This is a genomic window from Streptomyces sp. WM6372 (genome assembly GCF_001279655.1).
In the GTDB taxonomy this organism is placed as follows: domain Bacteria; phylum Actinomycetota; class Actinomycetes; order Streptomycetales; family Streptomycetaceae; genus Streptomyces.
Genome location: NZ_LGDB01000180.1, coordinates 19,937 through 36,211 on the forward strand (window position 1 = coordinate 19,937; position 16,275 = coordinate 36,211).

Genomic DNA, 16,275 nt, shown 5'->3' on the forward strand with positions numbered 1-16,275 from the left:
CAGTTGCCATGCATATGATCAAACCCGGCCAACGGGGAGGCGCACCATGACCGATTCCTTGCGGCGCAGTCGACGGTGAAGACGCTGTGAAAGCTGTGAGGGGATCTGGTGCTCACCTACTACGAAGTCATGACCACGGACCTGGGCCTGTTGACGACGGCCGCCGCCAAATGGGATGAAATGGCGGGCGAGCTGAAGAAGGTCGAGACCCGCTACGGCGACACCGTGCAGAAGGTCGCCGTGGGCGGTGAGACCTGGAACGGCGTCAGCCAGCAGACCGCCCGGACGAACTTCACGGCGACCCGGTACGAATACACGGCCGCGCAGACCCAGGCCAAGGCGATCGCGAGCCTGCTGCGGGACGCGCACACCCAGTTCGCCGACCTGAAGAAGAAGCTGGAGAGCGCGCGCGACGATGCGATAGCCGCCGGCATGACGGTCTCCGAACAGGGCCACGTCGCCTTCGACTGGGGCAAGCTCACGCCCTCCGAACGCAGCGCCTACCACCACGACCCCGACGGCCAGAAGACGATCAGCGATGCCGTCACCAAGTGGCAGAAGCACATCGACGACCGCGTGAAGGCGGTCGACGAGCTCGACCAGAACGTCAAACTCGCGCTCAGCGCCGAAGTCGTCGACAGCAACAAGGACGCCCTGGGCAAGGGGGCCGACGAGACGCTCAACGGCTTCAACGCCGGCGCCGAGGGCAGCCTGGACAAGGCCGTGAAGGAGGCGAAGGCGGCCAAGGTCGACGAAGCGGACGTCAAGACGAAGGAAGACTCCGTCAAGGTGACCGGACCGGATGCCGGCATCACCGTCACCGGCGTCAAGAACGGCAAGGAAGGCCAGGTCAAGGCCTACGCCGACCTCTTCCACGCGACCGCGAAGGGCGAGACGACGGTAAACGGGGTCAAGCTCTCCGGCGTCGACGACTTCGTCATCGGAGCCCGGGGCTCCGCCAGCTACGGCTTCACCGACAAGGGCCTCAACGGCAAGGCGGAGGTGTCCGCGGGCGTCCGTACGCTGACGAGCGTCAACGCCGAGTACGGGTACCTCGGCGCCAACGGGCGCGTCGAGGGCTTCGCCGGCGGCGAGGCCCAGGTCAGCGCGGGCGTCGGCAAGGACGGCTTCAACGCCGGTGCGAAGGCGTTCGCCGGCGGCAAGGCCACCGCCGCCGGCGGCGGGGAGCTCGCCGGGATCGGTGCCGGCGGCACCGCGGAGGGCTGGGTCGGTGCGGGCGCCGAGGCCAAGGCGACCTTCGGCAAGGGCGACGACGGCAAGTGGCACATCGGCGGCAAGGTGGGCCTCGCCGTCGGGGTCGGCGGCTCCGTGGGCGGCGAGTTCACGGTCGACCCCGACAAGGTCGGCGAGGCCTTCGGCGATGCGGCCGACGCGGTCGGGGACTTCGCGGGCGGGGTCAAGGACACCGTGGGCGGATGGTTCGACTGATGTACGTTTCCGAGGAACCCGAGTAGCACGAGGAAGGAGGGCCCGAGAAAATGCCCACGACACTGCCCGTACCCATCGAGTTCAGCCTGCCGGAGGGCTGGCGAGCGGCTCCTCCGGACGAGGTCGGAGCCCCGGAGGCGGCGTTCATCGCGCTGCACCCGCACCCGGATTCCGGGTTCACCGCCAACATCACCGTCGACGGCGACTTCCTGCCGGACGGGACGACGCTGGAGGAACTCGCCGACGCGTCGGTGGTGCGGGTCCGCGCGATGGCGGAGACCGCGGAGGTCGTCGGCCGCCGCGCGATCGACTCCCCCACCGCACCGGGGCTGACGCAGCGGCTGACCCTGTCGGCCGTCGTCGCCGGGGTCCACCGCGACCTCGTCCAGACGCAGGTCTACACGACCGTCCAGGACGCCGGGGACCCGGACAAGCGCGCGCTGATCCGGACGGTCCTGACCGCCACCGCCGCACAGCACGACAGCGTCCTGCCGGACTTCCAGGCGTTCCTGCGCACGGTGCGCCCGGACACGGACACGGACACGGACACGGGCACCGACACGGCGACGGAAGGCTGACGATGGGTCTCTTCAACAAGCTCACCGGCACCCGTCGCCCTGACGCCTCGGTCGCGCCGCGCAACGTCCGGGAGGTCCGGGAGGCGCTGCTCGCGGTCAACGCTCCGGACAAGGCGTACGTCGTGCGCAACGCCCGCCCCGAGGAGAAGGCCGACCTGGTGGCCGAGTGGCGGATCCTGGATCCTGCCTGGCACACCTTCTTCTTCCGGTCCCAGCTGGAGCGCACCCTCAAGATCAGGATGCGCCTGGTCGGCGACAAGCGGGAGGTGCGGGCCCTCGACGAGCAGCTGGAGGTCAGCTGGGTCGGCGGCACGCCGAGGCTGGCCACCGGAGCCGAGCACAGCCGCGGCCAGGTGACCACGGTGTCCAAGCGGTGGACGATCGAGAAGGGGCCCGACGGGAAGCGGGGCCTGACCGAGGACTTCAGCTTCGACACGGGGCAGCTGAAGGATCCCCTGCGGCAGGCGGTCCTCGACGCCGGATGGACCTGGCGCGGGGTGCTCCTCAAGCTCTGACGCGCCACGAGCCGTGACGCTGCACGAGCCGTGACGCTGCACGAGCCGTGCCGCTCCGCAGCCCGTGACGCTCCACGGGCCGTGACCACATGGCGGCGGCCCCGACCCCCGTGAGGGGGCGGGGCCGACCAGCCGGTACGGCGGTGGTGCGGGGTGGATCAGGCCTCGACGACGCCCGAGGCGGCGATCTCGATCTTGCCGCGGGTGGCGCCCGAGGGGGTGCCGAGCTTCTCGATCGCGTCGACGAGCTCGGAGCCCTCGACGACCTCGCCGAAGACGACGTGCTTGCCGTCCAGCCACGGGGTGACGACGGTGGTGATGAAGAACTGCGAGCCGTTGGTGTTGCGGCCGGCGTTCGCCATCGACAGCAGGTACGGGCGGTCGTGCTTCAGCTTGAAGTTCTCGTCGGCGAACTTCTCGCCGTAGATGCTCTTGCCGCCGGTGCCGTTCTGGTTGGTGAAGTCGCCGCCCTGCAGCATGAACTGCGGGATGACGCGGTGGAAGGGCGAGCCCGCGTAGCCGAACCCGTGCTGGCCGGTGGCCAGCTCGCGGAAGTTCTTCGCGGTCTCCGGGACGACGTCGTCGAAGAGGTTGAAGACGATGCGGCCGGCGGGCTTGCCGTCGATGTTGATGTCGAAGTAAACGTTGCTCATGGGGTCCATCCTGTCACTCCCGGTGCCGCACGCGACCCGGAGGGGCCCGAAACCCCTCACCCGGCCGTACGGGTGCCCGTGCCCTTGGCCGCGTCCAGGGCGTACACGCAGCGGTCCTTGCTGCATGCGTAGACCACGCCCGCCTCGGCCACCGGGGCGCCCACGATCTCCCCGCCCGTGGCCAGCTTCCAGCGCAGCTGGCCGCCCGCCGCGTCCAGGGTGTACAGGCAGTGGTCGGCCGAGCCGAAGTGCACCCGGCCGTCCGCGACCGCCGGCGGGCCGGTGATCTCGCCGCCCGCGGCGAAGCGCCACTTCGGGGTGCCGGTGACCGCGTCGAGCGTGTACAGGGCGCTGCCCGAGCCCAGGTGGACGTTGCCGTTCGCGACCAGCACCGGGTCCGAGGACGGCCGCGGCTCGGTGGCGATGCGCCAGCGGTCGGTGCCGGTGGCCGCGTCGAGGGCGTACACGGTGCCCAGGTAGTCGGCGAGGTAGACCCCGCCGCCCGTGACCGCCGCGCCGGGCGCGAAGGCCGGGGCGGCCAGGAAGACCGCCGGGGCCTCGAAGTGCCAGCGGACCCGGCCCGATGCCCGGTCCACGGACAGGACCCGGGTGCCGGCGGCGATGTAGACGTTGCCGTCCGGGGCCGGGGTGACCCGTACCGGGACGTTGCCGCAGGAGGCGGCGTCGCCGACCGGGTACGACCAGGCCTCGCGGCCGCTGCGGGCGTCCAGGGCGCGCAGCCGCGCGTCCTGCCACACGTACACCGTGCCCTCGTGGAGGACGGGGGCCGCCTCCGGGGTCTCGAAGTCGCTCTGGGCGCCGGTCAGCTCCCACAGTTTCTGGCCGTTGGAGGCCTCCCAGCCCTGTACGCCGCCCCCGCGCGTGGCGGTGACGACGGTGCCCCGGTCGGCGCGCAGCGCGTACACCCAGGCGTCGGTGTTCAGCCGCCACCGCTCGGAGCCGTCGCCGGCGTCGAGCGCGTAGAGGGAGGGCCCGTCGGAGGCGTGGATGCGGCCGTCCGCGACGGCCATGGACCAGGCGACGTCGCGGGTCTTGAACTGGCGGCGGCCGCTGGCCACGTCCAGCGCGTGCACCTCGAAGGAGGTCACGTACAGCAGGTCTCCGGCGACGGTCGGGGTGCCCCAGACCTCGTTCGACATGCGGAAGCGCCAGGGCCGCCAGCGCCCGCTGTCGGGGCCCGCGGCGGGCGAGGGCACCACGGCCGAGGCGGAGGAGGACGCCGGAGCGTGGGCCGGGCCGGCGGCCGCGCCACCGCCCGGCGGGCGGACCCAGCCGGTCGCCGAGTCGGCGGGGGCGGCGTGCGCGGCGGGCGCCGCGGCGCTCGCGCGCGGCCCGGGCCCGATCGGCACCGGGGAGCCGCCGAGCCGGACCGGCTCGCCGGAGGGCGCCGGGGACATCGGCCGCGGCGGGTGCTGCGGACGCTGGGGCAGGGCCTGGCCAGTGCGCGGGTCGACCCAGGGGTCGGCGGGCCCGCCGGCGCCGCCGTGCGGCTCCCGGCGGTGCGTCGCCGCGTCGGAGCCGCGTCCCGGGGAACGGCCGGGCGCCGGGACCGGCGCGGCCGCCGTACGCTGCCCGGCGCGCCGGGCCTCGATCATCGCGACGGCCCGGCCCGGCAGCCACGCCGAGGCGGTACCGCTGTCGTCGCCGCCGTCGAAGAGGTGCGGGGCGAGCTGCGCCTGGAGGTCGGCCGGGGTCGGGCGCTGGGTCGCGTCCATCTGCATGCAGGAGTCGATCAGCGGCCGCAGTTCGTCCGGGAGCCCCTCCAGGTTGGGCTCGTCGCGCAGCAGCATGAACACCGTCTCCACGGGGTTGGCCCCGTGGTACGGCGGATGCCCGGTCGCGGCGAAGACGAGCGTCGAGCCGAGCGAGAAGACGTCGCTGGCGCCCTTGACGCTGCGCGAGTCCTTCGCCTGCTCGGGCGACATGTACGCGGGCGTGCCGACGGCCACGTTCGTCATGGTCAGGCGGGTGTTGGAGACGCCGCTCGCGATGCCGAAGTCGATCACGCGCGGGCCGTCCTCGACGACGAGCACGTTGGAGGGCTTCAGGTCGCGGTGGACGAGGCCCGCGCCGTGGATGGACTGGAGGGCCTCGGCGATGCCGGCCGCGAGCCACCGCACGGCCTGGGCGGGCATGGGCCCGCACTCGTTGACGATCTCCTCCAGGGAGGGCGCCGGGACGTACGCGGTCGCCAGCCACGGCACGGCGGCCCGCGGGTCGGCGTCGACCACGGCCGCGGTGTAGAAGCCGGACACGGCGCGCGCCGCCTCCACCTCACGGGTGAAGCGCACCCGGAAGAGCTGGTCCTCGGCGAGCTCGGTGCGCACCGTCTTGATCGCCACCCGGCGTCCGGATGCCGACCGTGCGAGATAGACCAGCCCCATGCCGCCGGCGCCGAGCCGTCCCAGCACCTCGAAGGGGCCGATCCGTCTCGGGTCGTGCTGCGTCAGCTGCTCCACCACTCGCCTCACCATCCCCGTACGTGCCCTCGCCGGGCCCGTTCCCACCTGCACGCGCGCCGGCACGGCGGTCGGCCCCGTGCAGCGTCTCACCCCGGGCGCCGCCCGGAGTCGCGCAACCCGATTCTGTCAGGCCCGCGCGCAGGGCGCGTCGTCACAGTCCGGGAGGGAGCGGGAGGAACCCGGACGGGAGCCGGGAGGGAGCCGGGAGGGCGTCACCGGCCGTGCGGGCCCGTACGGGGCTCCGAGAGCAGGGCGAACACCGCGCCCTGGTTGTCGGCGACGACCGCGATCCGCCCGTACGGCGTGTCGAAGGGGTCGGCGGTGACCCGGCCGCCGAGCCGCTTCACCGTCGCGACGGACTCGTCGACGTCCGGGACGGCGAAGTACACGAGGAAGTGCGCCGGCATGATCTCCGGGAAGGCGTCGGTGATCAGGCTGCGCCCGAGGACGGCGGTCTCGGCCCCGGGCCGGCTGCCGGGCGGGGACCACAGGCGGTACTCGACGCCGCTGCCCGCGTCGTCCTGGTCCTCGGGGACGTAGCCGAAGACGTTGGCGTAGAAGACGTCGACCGCGTCGCGGGCGCGCGTGTAGAGCTCGCTCCAGCAGTACGTGTACGGCTCCTGCTGGGCCTCGAAGCCGTGGTGGGTGCCGGCCTGCCACAGGCCGAAGACGGCCCCGCCGGGGTCGGCGGCCAGCGCGGCGCCGCCGTACGGGCCCACCGGCTGGGGCTCCATGACCATCTGGCCGCCGGAGGCGCGGATGCGGGCGGCGCACGCGTAGGCGTCGGAGGTGTAGAGGTAGATCCCCCAGACGGTGGGCATGCGGCCGTCGGGTTTGGGGGCGAGGGCGGCGACGTTGCGGCCGCGGCTGTAGGCCTGGGTGTAGCCGCCGTACTCGGGGCCGGCTCCGGCGGCGAAGGTCCACCCGAAGAGCTCACCGTAGAAGCGCTTGCCGGCCTCGACGTCCGGCAGCGAGGCGTCCACCCAGCAGGGTGTTCCCTCCGCGAATGCGGCCATGGCCCGGTTCCTTCCGTTGTGCCCCTCTGTGCCCCTCAGCCATGATCTGCCCGAAAACTTGTCCACAGCCTGTTGATAAGACTAATCGGGGGATTTCGAGAGGAAGCGGGCGGGGTGCGCGCGGGCGGACGGCGGTCCGGAAACGGGCGGGGGCCGACCCGAAATCGACCCGGAGTCGGCCCGGGACCGGCCGGGGAGCGGCCGGGGAGCGGCCCGGGGCGGGGCTTCTCCCGCTCGGATTTCGCACCGGATCTGTGCGGGATGCGCCCGGAACCGGCACCTCCGCCACCCGGAACCGGCACGTCCACCGCCCGGAATCCGCCGCCCGGAGCGGCCCGGGGCGCGGTCTTCACCCAGGCCAGGCGTCACGTAACCCCATTTGCAGGCGGCCGAATCGCGCGCAGATCACCCCTCGGTAAGCTGACGGCATGACAGGACAAGTACGCACCGTCGACGGCCGCGTTGCCGGCCGGCGCGGTCAGGCGACGCGGCAGAAGCTGCTCGACTGCCTCAGCGAGATGCTCAGCTCCTCGCCGTACCGCGACGTCAAGGTGATCGACGTCGCCCGCAAGGCCGGCACCTCCCCCGCGACCTTCTACCAGTACTTCCCGGACGTCGAGGGCGCCGTCCTGGAGATCGCCGAGCAAATGGCCACGGAGGGCGCGCAGTTGACGGCGCTCGTCGAAGGCCGCAACTGGGTCGGCAAGGCCGGCTGGCAGGCCGCCGAGGAACTCGTCGAGGGTTTCCTGGACTTCTGGCGGCGCAACGACGCGATCCTGCGGGTCGTCGACCTCGGCGCGGCCGAGGGCGACAAGCGCTTCTACAAGATCCGCATGAAGATCCTGAACTCCGTCACCAACTCCCTCACGGAGTCGATGAAGGAGCTCCAGGCCAAGGGCAAGGTCGACAAGGACGTCAGCCCGGCGGCGATGGCGGGTTCGCTGGTCGCGATGCTGGCCGCGGTCGCCTCGCACCAGAAGGGCTTCCAGACCTGGGGCGTCAAGCAGGCCGAGCTCAAGCCGAACCTGGCACTGCTCGTCCACCTGGGCATCACCGGGAAGAAGCCGACCAAGTAACGGCGGACCCCTCTCCGGGGTCCGCCGCCCTCCCGCCCCTCACCACCCTGCCCCTGCCCGCGCTTTCCCGTCCCGCGCTACACCCCTCTCCCCTCCCCCGCGCCCCTTTCCGCCCCCTTGCCGGCCGTCTGCCGCGATCAGCGACGCTCCAGGCGGAACAGCCGGATCTCGCGCTCGATGCGCGCCTGGTACGTCGCGTACGGCGGCCAGAACCTCAGCACGGCCTGCCACGCCGCCGCGCGTTCCGCGCCCTCCAGCAGCCGGGCCCGTACGGCGATGTCCTCACCCTTCCAACTCACGTCCGCGTCAGGGTGCTTGAGCAGGTTCGCGGTCCACGCCGGGCGTCCGGGGCGGCCGAAGTTGGAGCCGATCAGGAGCCAGCTGACGCCCCCCTCCTCCGGCATGCAGGCGAGCGGCGTGGTTCGCGGCTCGCCCGTCTTGGCGCCCTTGGCGGTCAGGATCACGCCGGGGAGCATCTGGGCGCTGAGCATGACCTTGCCGCGGGTCAGCTTGTGCACCGCCTTGTCCATGGCGGGGATGAAGTGCGGAGCGATCTTGGCGAACAGCATGGTCGAGGAGACCTTCTGCATCAGCTTGACGCCGGCTGCCATGGGCATCAGACGGCCACCTTCTCTTGGGGGGTGGTGAACAGGCCCGCGCGGTGGGCGGCGTGCGCCCGCAGCCGGTGGACGGGGCCGAACAGCAGCTCGTCGGCCGCCGCCCGCTTGAAGTACAGGTGCGCGTCGTGCTCCCAGGTGAAGCCGATGCCGCCGTGCAGCTGGATCGCCTCGCCCGCCGTGATCCGCAGGGCCTCCAGGGCCTGGGCGAGGGCGAGGCCGCCCTGCCGCGGGTCCCAGGCGGCGTAGTAGGCGGCGGAGCGGGCCGCCTGGACGTGTACGTAGAGGTCGGCGAGCCGGTGTTTGACCGCCTGGAACGAACCGATGGGCCGTCCGAACTGCTCGCGCTGGCGTACGTACTCCACCGTGCGGGCCAGCGCCTGCCCGGCGGCGCCGACCGCCTCGGCGGCGAGGACGGCGGCGGCGGTGCGCCCGGTGGCGGCGAGCGCGGCGAGGACGGCTTCGTCGGTGGCGTTGTCGGCGTCGGCGCCGAGCAACTCAGCCGGAGTGTCGCGGAGTTGGATGCGGCCTTGCGGCCGGGTCTCGTCCAGGGTGGCCTGCCGCGACCGGGCCAGTCCGGCCGCGTCCTCCCGTACGAGGAACAGCAGGGTCCGGCTCCGGGCGAAGCCCCCGGTGTGCGCGGCGACCAGCAGCAGGGAGGCGCTGTGCCCGTCGAGCACCTGGGCGGCCTCCCCGTACAGCCGCCAGCCGCCGTCTTCGCCGGGCCGGGCCTGCACCCCGCCCGCGCGCCCCCCGCCGGCCCACTCCCCGGGGGCGTTGTCGCCGGTCAGCGCGAGGGCGGTGGACAGCGCCGGGCCGGGGACGGCGAGGGCGGCGGTGAGCCCGCCGGCGGCGAGCGCCGGGAGCAGCGCGGAGCGCTGGGCGGCGGTGCCGAGGGCGGTGATCAGCGGTACGGCGAGGGCGGCGGTGGCCAGCAGCGGCGAGGGCAGCAGCGCCCGGCCGGTCTCCTCGCAGGCCAGCGCCAGGTCGGCGGGGGTGCAGCCGACGCCCCCGTACTCCTCGGCGACGGCGATGCCGGGCAGGCCCAGCTGCCGCGCGAGCTGCTGCCAGAGCTCGCGGTCGTGTCCGGCGGCGGTGCGGACGGCGGCCTTGACCTCGTCCGGGCCGCAGCGTTTGCCCAGGATCTCGCGCAGGGTGCGGCGCATCTCGTCCTGCTCCGCGGTGAAGGCGGCGTCCATCGTCGGGCTCCTCCTGGGGGCACCTCCCAGCGGTAGCCGGGGGGATATCTGACGGGCCGTCATGTTAGGGCGGGCGGCGGCAGATGCACAGGGGGCGGAGCGCGCCGGTATCGCGGGGATCGCGCGGTGCGGCCTAGAAACTGACGCTACGTCAGATGTACGGTCTGACGCATGCCTGGACCCACGCCTGGAACCACGACCGAACCCCGTACGGGACGCAGCGCCGGACACGGCACCGGACGCCGCCGGGTCGCCGTCGTCGGCGTCGCCCTCTCCGACTGCGGCCGGGTGGACGGCCCCACCCCGTACGCCCTGCACGCGCAGGCCGCCCGCCGCGCCCTGGCCGACTCCGGCCTGGACCGCTCCGTCATCGACGGCTTCGCCTCGGCCGGGCTCGGCATCCTCGCGCCGGTCGAGGTGGCCGAGTACCTCGGGCTGCGCCCCACCTGGGTCGACTCCACCTCGGTGGGCGGCTCGACCTGGGAGGTCATGGCGGCGCACGCGGCGGACGCGATAGCGGCGGGACACGCCAACGCCGTGCTGCTCGTGTACGGATCCACGGCGCGCGCCGACATCAAGGCGCGCCGGCGCACCTCGAACCTGTCGTTCGGGGCCCGGGGGCCGCTGCAGTTCGAGGTGCCGTACGGGCACACGCTGGTCTCGAAGTACGCGATGGCCGCGCGACGCCACATGCACGAGTACGGGACGACGCTGGAACAGCTCGCCTCGGTGGCGGTCCAGGCGCGGGCGAACGCGGCGGCCAACCCGGACGCGATGTTCCGCGACCCGATCACGGTGGAGGACGTCCTGTCCGGCGAGATGATCGCGGACCCGTTCACGAAGCTGCACTGCTGCATCCGCTCGGACGGCGGCTGCGCGGTGCTGCTGGCGGCGGAGGACTACGTACCGGACACGGCGAAGGAGCCGGTCTGGATCCTGGGTTCGGGCACGTCGGTCTCCCACACCACGATGTCGGAGTGGGAGGACTTCACGGTGTCCCCGGCGGCGGTCTCGGGCCGCACGGCGTTCGCCCGCGCCGGCCTCACCCCGGCGGACGTGGACCTCGCCCAAATCTACGACGCCTTCACGTACATGACCCTGGTGACGCTGGAGGACCTCGGCTTCTGTGCCAAGGGCGAGGGCGGGGCCTTCGTGGAGAAGGGCCGCCTCCTGCGGGACGGGGAACTGCCGGTCAACACCGACGGCGGCGGCCTCTCGGCCTGCCACCCGGGCATGCGCGGCCTGTTCCTGCTCGTCGAGGCGGTCCGCCAGCTGCGCGGCGAGGCCGGCCCGGACCGCCAGGTCACCAAACCGGGGGGCCGGCGCCCGGAGGTGGCCCTGGCGTCGGGCACGGGGGGCTGGTTCTGCTCGTCGGGGACGCTGATCCTGGGGCGGTGATTCGGGGGCGGTGATTCGGGGGCGGTGATTCGGGGGCGGCGGCCCTGTGGCCGTGGCTCCCGGGCGGTGGTTCCGGGCAGTGATTCGGGGGCGGCGATCCTGTGGCCGTGGCTCCCGGGCGGTGGTTCCGGGCGGTGATTCGGGGGCGGCGCGGCCCCCGGTCGACAGGTCCGCAGGGGCGGGGCACGATGGAAGGGACGGACTCATTCCGGGACCGATCGGGACATGCGCGAGGAGCGCACCCGCCCCCCGCGCACTGTGCCGGCATCGTGGGCACGAGTCCGTGCACCGACCGCGTGGGCCCATTCGCCGTGTTGGCCGTGCGACTTCCCGCCCTCCCGCATCACAGGTGAGGAACGACGATGAACCAACGGATCCGCATGACTCTGTTCACCCCCCTCATGGCCTGTTCGCTCGCCATAGGGGCGGCCGCCACGGGATGGGCCGCGACCCCGAAGACCGCTCCGGCCGCCGCACCTGCCGCGCCCGAGTGCTTCGTCGAAGCAAAGGCCGGCGACGCGACGAAGGCGATCGTCAGCGGCGAGGGATGGGACAAGGCCAAGGGCAAGGTCTTCCTCGACCAGACCGACGGCACCGGCGCCGGCTCCGGCACCGTCGGCGACGACGGCAAGTTCACGTCCGGTGACGTACCGGCCGGCAAGTACACGGCCTTCCAGAACGTGCAAGGAGGCGGCAAGGCCACCTGTCTGGGCGGCCAGGCGGCCCAGGACGCCATCAACCAGAAGCTGATCACCTCCGAACGGCAGCGCGGCGCCAAGGAGGGCTTCACGGACGGCAAGACCCTGGCCCAGGCCGGCAACTGCGATGCCGAACCGAAGCTGAACAACAACCAGAACTTCCACGGCCTGGTCCCCGACGCAGCGGGGAAGAAGCAGGCCAAGGAGGCCCACGACCAGGCCTACACCAGCGCGTTCGACGCGGCGCTCAAGAGGTACTGCACCGACTAGCCATCGGCTCCACCGGCTCCATCGGTTCCATCCCCTCCCGCGCGGACTCGGCGGTCGACACCGCCGGGTCCGCGTCGGCCGGTCCGGGGGCGATGGTGTTCGATGGGCGGCATGACCAGTGAGACGAGCAGCGACGACTTCCACGCCACCCTGCACTCGCTGCGGGTGTGGGACGGCCCGCTGCCCGGCTTCGATCCGGACGCCGCGCCCGCCGAGCCGCTGGCGCTGTTCCGGGAGTGGTTCCTGCACGCCGCCGCGGCCGGGCAGCCCGAGCCGCACACCATGAGCCTGGCCACGGTGGACGCCGACGGGCGGCCCGACGTACGCACCCTGATGCTGCACGACGCCGACGGGCACGGCTGGCACTTCGCCTCGCACGCCACCAGCGCCAAGGGCCGGCAGCTCGCCGGACACCCGGACGCGGCGCTCGGGTTCTACTGGCCGACCGTGGCCCGGCAGGTCCGGATCCGCGGCCGGGTCACCGCCCGCGGACCGCAGGAGAGCCGGGCGGACCTCGCGGTCCGCTCGCGCGGTGCGCTCGCGGCGGCGCTGACCGGCCGGCAGAGCGAGGTGCTCGACAGCGTCGACGAGCTGCGGCGCGTCTCCGCGGCCGCCTGGGAGCGGGCCGGGGCCGAGCCGGACGCTCCGGCCCCGACCTGGACCCGGTACGTCCTCGACCCGACCGAAGTCGAGTTCTTCCAGGGCGACCCGGCCCGCCGCCACATCAGGCTCCGCTACCGCCGCTCCCCCGCCGCCTCCGCCTGGACCCGCGAGCTGCTCTGGCCCTGAGGGCTGGGCCGTGTGGTGATGCGGCCGGCGAGTCCGTCGAGCAGGGCAGCCAGGCCGTACTGGAAGAGGGATTCGGGGGAGAGGTCGGAGCGGGTGCGGGCGGCGGCGAAGGCGGGGAAGGCGCCGTCGTCGACCAGGGCCGCCAGGCGGGTCTCCTGGGCCCGCATCCACTGCTGCCCGCTCACCCCACTGGTGCGCGAAGCGTCGGACTCCGGCTCCAGGTCCACCGCGTGTCCCCGGACGTAACCGAACAGGGTCACGGCGGCGTGCATGCGGGTGCCGGCGTCCAGGCCGAGACCGTCCAGGGCGGCGAGGGCCCAGTCGATGTGCCGGATGCCGTTGGCGATGAGCAGGGGGCGGTTCAGGTTCATGGAGGCGGCCAGCCAGGGGTGGGCCCGGTAGAGCCGCCACTGGAGGGTGGCCGACAGCTCCAGTCGCTCCCGCCAGTGCGGCGGCGGGCGCTCCGGCAGGACCTGCTCCCCGAAGGCCGCGTCGGCCATCAGCACCACGAGCTGTTCCTTGTTGCTGACGTGCCGGTACAGGGACATCGCCGAGACCCCGAGCTCCGCGCCCAGCCGGCGCATGGTCAGGGCCGCCAGTCCTTCCGCGTCCGCGATCTCGACCGCCGCCCGGACGATGCGGGCACGCTGTGCGGTGTCGTCCTCGGCGGCGGCGGCGGGGCGGCGGCCCTGGCCGGCGGAGGGCCGGGCCGCGACCACTGTCCCGACTCCCGGCACCGCCTCGACCAGGCCCTCCTGCCCGAGTGCGGCCAGGACCTTGCTCGCGGTGGCCATGGCGACCCCCCACCGCTGGGTGATGGCCCGTGTCGAGGGCACCCGGTCCCCGGGCCCCAGTTCCCCGCGCTCGATGCGCCCGCGTAGCTCGGCGGCGATCCGCATGTAGGGCGCCTGCGTCTGCCGCGTCATCCCACCCTCCTTGGTGCACTAGTACGGATGAATCTTAGTGCACTAGATTGGTTTACTCAATTCACCTGTTCCAGCGGGCACTTCCCGTCTGTACGTTGTACACATCACCCCGACGGAGGAGCAGGAAACATGAACGAGAACACGTCCCAGAGCCAGACCGTGCTGATCTCCGGCGGCAGCGTCGCGGGCCCGGCCCTCGCGTTCTGGCTGCACCGCCACGGCTTCACCCCCACGATCGTCGAGCGGGCGCCGGAACTGCGCGACGGCGGCTACGCGGTCGACTTCCGCGGGGAGGCCCTCGACGTCCTCGACCGCATGGGCCTGCTGGAGGAGATCCGCGCCCTGGACACCGAGATGGGCGACGCGGCCATGGTCGACGCCGAGGGCCGGCAGTACGCCACCCTCCCCGCGGCGATATTCGCCGGCGACCTGGAGGTCCTCAAGGGTGACCTGACCCGGATGCTGTACGAAATCACCCGCGAGGACGTCGAGTACGTCTTCGGCGACTCCATCACCAGCCTGCACCAGGACGCCGACGGCGTCCTCGTCACCTTCGAGTACGGCACGCCCCGCCGCTTCGACCTGGTAGTCGGAGCCGACGGCCTGCACTCCCGCACCCGCGCGCTGGCCTTCGGCCCCGAGGAGGAGTTCGTCCGCCACCTCGGCATCTACACGGCGATCTTCAACCTGGACAACTACCTGGGCCTTCACCACACCGGACGCCTCTACGCCGTCCCCGGCAAGGCCGCCAACATCTTCACGGCCCGCGGCAACACCGAGGCCCGGGCGGCGTTCCACTTCGCCGCCGAAGGCCTGGAGTACGACCGCCGCGACGCCACCGCCCACAAGCGGATCATCGCCGAGCGGTTCATCGGCGAGGGCTGGGAGGTGCCGCGCCTGCTGAAGGAGATGGACACCGCGCAGGAATTCTTCTTCGACGCCAACGCGCAGGTCGTCATGGACACCTGGTCCGCGGGCCGGGTCGTCCTCCTGGGTGACGCGGGCTACTGCGCCGGCCCCACCTCCGGCCGCGGCACCTCGCAGGCGCTGATCGGCGCCTACCTCCTCGCCGGCGAACTCGCCGCCCGCGGCGGCGACCACACGGGCGCCTTCGCCGCCTACGAGCAGCAGATGCGCCCCTATGTCGCCGAGCACCAGGCCCTGGGCCGCGACGGCGCCGAACGGTTCTTCATGCCGGCCCCCACCCAGGAGATCCTCGACATGCTGGCCGCCAACGCGCCGGAGAACACCCGCACGGAACCGGTCCGCCTCCCCGACTACACCCGCGCCGACACCGCCTGAAGGGACGTCGACGCACGGACTGCCGCGAGCGGTGCGGATCGAAGGCGTGGTCCATGACGGGCAGCCCCAGGTGGTCCACGACGGCCAGGATCCGGCGGAAGTCCCCGCCGGTGAGCAGGTCCACCGACCGGTGCCGGACCGTCCGCACGGCAGTGGCCGACCACCGGCTGTTCACTGCCCGTAGCCGTCGGGCTGATCACCGGCGGGCGCCTCGGCGACCTCCACGGACGGCGCGGGAGCCTCCTCATGGGCACCGTCGTGTTCACTGCGGCCTCGCTCCTGTACGGCCTGGCTGCCGGGCCGGGCGCGCTGATCGGCGCCCGCATGCTCCAGGGCGCGGGAGTGGCGCTGATGATCGCGCTGGAACCGCCGCCGAGTGAACCGGAAGAGAGCTCCTAAGCCGCCGGGCGGAACACCGCCACCCACACGCCCTCCGCCGCCTCGCGGAAGGCCACTTCGAGCCGCATGCCGATCCGCAGCTCCGCCGGGTCGCGGTCGACGACCTCCGTCATCATGCGCGGGCCCTCGGCCAGGTCGACCACGGCCGCCGTGTACGGGACGCGCGTCCCGAACGGCGGGAGGTCGTTGCGGTGGACCACCGACCAGGTGTAGAGGGTGGCGCGGCCGCTCGCGGGCTCCCAGGCCACCCGCTCCTCGCCGGCCCAGCAGTACGGGCAGAACTCGCGCGGGTAGTGGTGGGCCCGCCCGCAGTCCGCGCAGCGGCGCAGCAGGAGCCGGCCCGCGGCGGCCGCGTCCCAGTAGGGGCGGGTGAAGTCGTCGGTCTCGGGGAGGTCGTGACGCGCGCTCACGGAACTCACAGGAACAGTCCCGTCGCCGAGTCGAGGGACCAGGTCTGCCAGGCCATCGCGAAGAGCGCGACGAGCGAGATCAGGGCCATCATCGCGTTCTGGCCCTGCTCGGCCCAGTCGTGGATCATCAGGACCAGGTAGAGCAGGTTCAGCAGCAGGCCGCCGACGAGCGCGACCGGGGTCAGGAATCCGAGTACGAGGCCCAGCCCGAGGGCGAGTTCCGCGTAGACGACGACGTACGCCATCAGCCGCGGGCGCGGCTGGACGACCTTCTCGAAGCCGCCCTTCACGAACGGCCAGCGGTGCTTGCCGGCGACGTCAGCGGCCCAGGCGATGCCGGTGCCGCGCTCGAACCAGCCCTTCTTGTCCTTGTGCCGCCAGCTCTCCAGCCACCACAGGCCGAGCCCTATCCGGAGCACGGCCAGCCACTCGGCCCCACTGAGCCAGATGGTCTGCATCGGCCCTCCCCTTCCTCGATCTGACGGTACGTCAGTTCA

General features: G+C 72.7%; 16 protein-coding genes and 1 pseudogene. 9 read left to right on the top strand and 8 right to left on the bottom strand.

The window, feature by feature from the left end; all coding sequences use genetic code 11:
* Nucleotides 1-129: 129 nt before the first annotated feature.
* The 3 genes from ADK52_RS16240 to ADK52_RS16250 are packed head-to-tail and all read left to right on the top strand — an operon-like array spanning nt 130 to nt 2,542.
* A complete protein-coding gene (locus tag ADK52_RS16240) occupies nt 130-1,449 on the top strand; it encodes a hypothetical protein (RefSeq protein WP_078988384.1) in 1,320 nt (439 codons plus the stop codon).
* A 50-nt stretch (nt 1,450-1,499) separates the two neighbouring features.
* Entirely contained in the window at nt 1,500-2,027 is a 528-nt protein-coding gene (locus ADK52_RS16245) for a hypothetical protein (RefSeq protein WP_053690529.1), read from the top strand.
* Between the two features lie 2 nt (nt 2,028-2,029).
* Nucleotides 2,030-2,542, top strand: coding sequence for a hypothetical protein (locus tag ADK52_RS16250; RefSeq protein WP_053690530.1), 513 nt, complete (start codon nt 2,030-2,032; stop codon nt 2,540-2,542).
* Between the two features lie 158 nt (nt 2,543-2,700).
* On the opposite strand, the gene ADK52_RS16255 is transcribed toward ADK52_RS16250, so the two are convergent.
* From ADK52_RS16255 to ADK52_RS16265, 3 genes are all read right to left on the bottom strand, one after another.
* The gene (locus ADK52_RS16255) at nt 2,701-3,195 is read right to left on the bottom strand and encodes a peptidylprolyl isomerase (RefSeq protein ID WP_053690531.1); all 495 of its coding nucleotides are present in this window, start codon (nt 3,193-3,195) and stop codon (nt 2,701-2,703) included.
* 56 nt (nt 3,196-3,251) lie between these two features.
* The gene (locus tag ADK52_RS16260; RefSeq protein ID WP_199828511.1) at nt 3,252-5,678 is read right to left on the bottom strand and encodes a serine/threonine-protein kinase; all 2,427 of its coding nucleotides are present in this window, start codon (nt 5,676-5,678) and stop codon (nt 3,252-3,254) included.
* Nucleotides 5,679-5,890: 212 nt separating this feature from the next.
* Complete coding sequence (locus ADK52_RS16265) at nt 5,891-6,694, bottom strand: VOC family protein (RefSeq protein ID WP_053690532.1); 804 nt, start codon at nt 6,692-6,694, stop codon at nt 5,891-5,893.
* A gap of 428 nt (nt 6,695-7,122) precedes the next feature.
* Between ADK52_RS16265 and ADK52_RS16270 the strand changes: the two genes are divergently transcribed.
* A complete protein-coding gene (locus tag ADK52_RS16270; protein WP_030156792.1) occupies nt 7,123-7,770 on the top strand; it encodes a TetR family transcriptional regulator in 648 nt (215 codons plus the stop codon).
* Between the two features lie 137 nt (nt 7,771-7,907).
* On the opposite strand, the gene ADK52_RS16275 is transcribed toward ADK52_RS16270, so the two are convergent.
* Both ADK52_RS16275 and ADK52_RS16280 read right to left on the bottom strand, forming a co-directional pair.
* Nucleotides 7,908-8,381 (bottom strand): nitroreductase family deazaflavin-dependent oxidoreductase, encoded by a 474-nt coding sequence (locus ADK52_RS16275; RefSeq protein WP_053690646.1) that lies wholly within the window; start codon nt 8,379-8,381, stop codon nt 7,908-7,910.
* Between the two features lie 5 nt (nt 8,382-8,386).
* Entirely contained in the window at nt 8,387-9,586 is a 1,200-nt protein-coding gene (locus tag ADK52_RS16280) for an acyl-CoA dehydrogenase family protein (RefSeq protein WP_053690533.1), read from the bottom strand.
* Nucleotides 9,587-9,757: 171 nt separating this feature from the next.
* Here ADK52_RS16280 and ADK52_RS16285 point away from each other — a divergent pair, with 171 nt between their 5' ends.
* The 3 genes from ADK52_RS16285 (at nt 9,758) to ADK52_RS16295 (ending at nt 12,741) form a co-directional block, all read left to right on the top strand.
* On the top strand, nt 9,758-10,984 hold the full coding sequence (locus ADK52_RS16285; RefSeq protein WP_053690534.1) for a thiolase C-terminal domain-containing protein: 1,227 nt from the start codon (nt 9,758-9,760) through the stop codon (nt 10,982-10,984).
* Nucleotides 10,985-11,364: 380 nt separating this feature from the next.
* The gene (locus ADK52_RS16290; RefSeq protein WP_159045959.1) at nt 11,365-11,952 is read left to right on the top strand and encodes a hypothetical protein; all 588 of its coding nucleotides are present in this window, start codon (nt 11,365-11,367) and stop codon (nt 11,950-11,952) included.
* A gap of 111 nt (nt 11,953-12,063) precedes the next feature.
* A complete protein-coding gene (locus ADK52_RS16295) occupies nt 12,064-12,741 on the top strand; it encodes a pyridoxine/pyridoxamine 5'-phosphate oxidase (protein WP_078988385.1) in 678 nt (225 codons plus the stop codon).
* Here ADK52_RS16295 and ADK52_RS16300 read toward each other — a convergent pair.
* Nucleotides 12,687-13,667, bottom strand: a complete 981-nt coding sequence (locus ADK52_RS16300) for a GntR family transcriptional regulator (RefSeq protein WP_053690537.1) — start codon at nt 13,665-13,667, stop codon at nt 12,687-12,689. The genes ADK52_RS16295 and ADK52_RS16300 overlap by 55 nt on opposite strands.
* Nucleotides 13,668-13,796: 129 nt before the next feature.
* Between ADK52_RS16300 and ADK52_RS16305 the strand changes: the two genes are divergently transcribed.
* A complete protein-coding gene (locus ADK52_RS16305) occupies nt 13,797-14,969 on the top strand; it encodes an FAD-dependent monooxygenase (RefSeq protein ID WP_053690538.1) in 1,173 nt (390 codons plus the stop codon).
* 141 nt (nt 14,970-15,110) lie between these two features.
* Nucleotides 15,111-15,368: pseudogene (locus ADK52_RS41535) on the top strand (MFS transporter); the annotation flags it as partial.
* Here the strand turns inward: ADK52_RS41535 and ADK52_RS16310 are convergent.
* Together ADK52_RS16310 and ADK52_RS16315 are read right to left on the bottom strand one after the other, a co-directional pair.
* Nucleotides 15,365-15,787 carry a Zn-ribbon domain-containing OB-fold protein gene (locus tag ADK52_RS16310; protein ID WP_053690539.1) on the bottom strand — a complete coding sequence of 141 codons (423 nt, stop codon included), beginning with the start codon at nt 15,785-15,787 and terminating at the stop codon, nt 15,365-15,367. The pseudogene ADK52_RS41535 and the gene ADK52_RS16310 overlap by 4 nt on opposite strands.
* On the bottom strand, nt 15,784-16,236 hold the full coding sequence (locus ADK52_RS16315; protein WP_053690540.1) for a DoxX family membrane protein: 453 nt from the start codon (nt 16,234-16,236) through the stop codon (nt 15,784-15,786). The genes ADK52_RS16310 and ADK52_RS16315 overlap by 4 nt, the downstream gene beginning before the upstream one ends.
* Between the last annotated feature and the right edge of the window lie 39 nt (nt 16,237-16,275).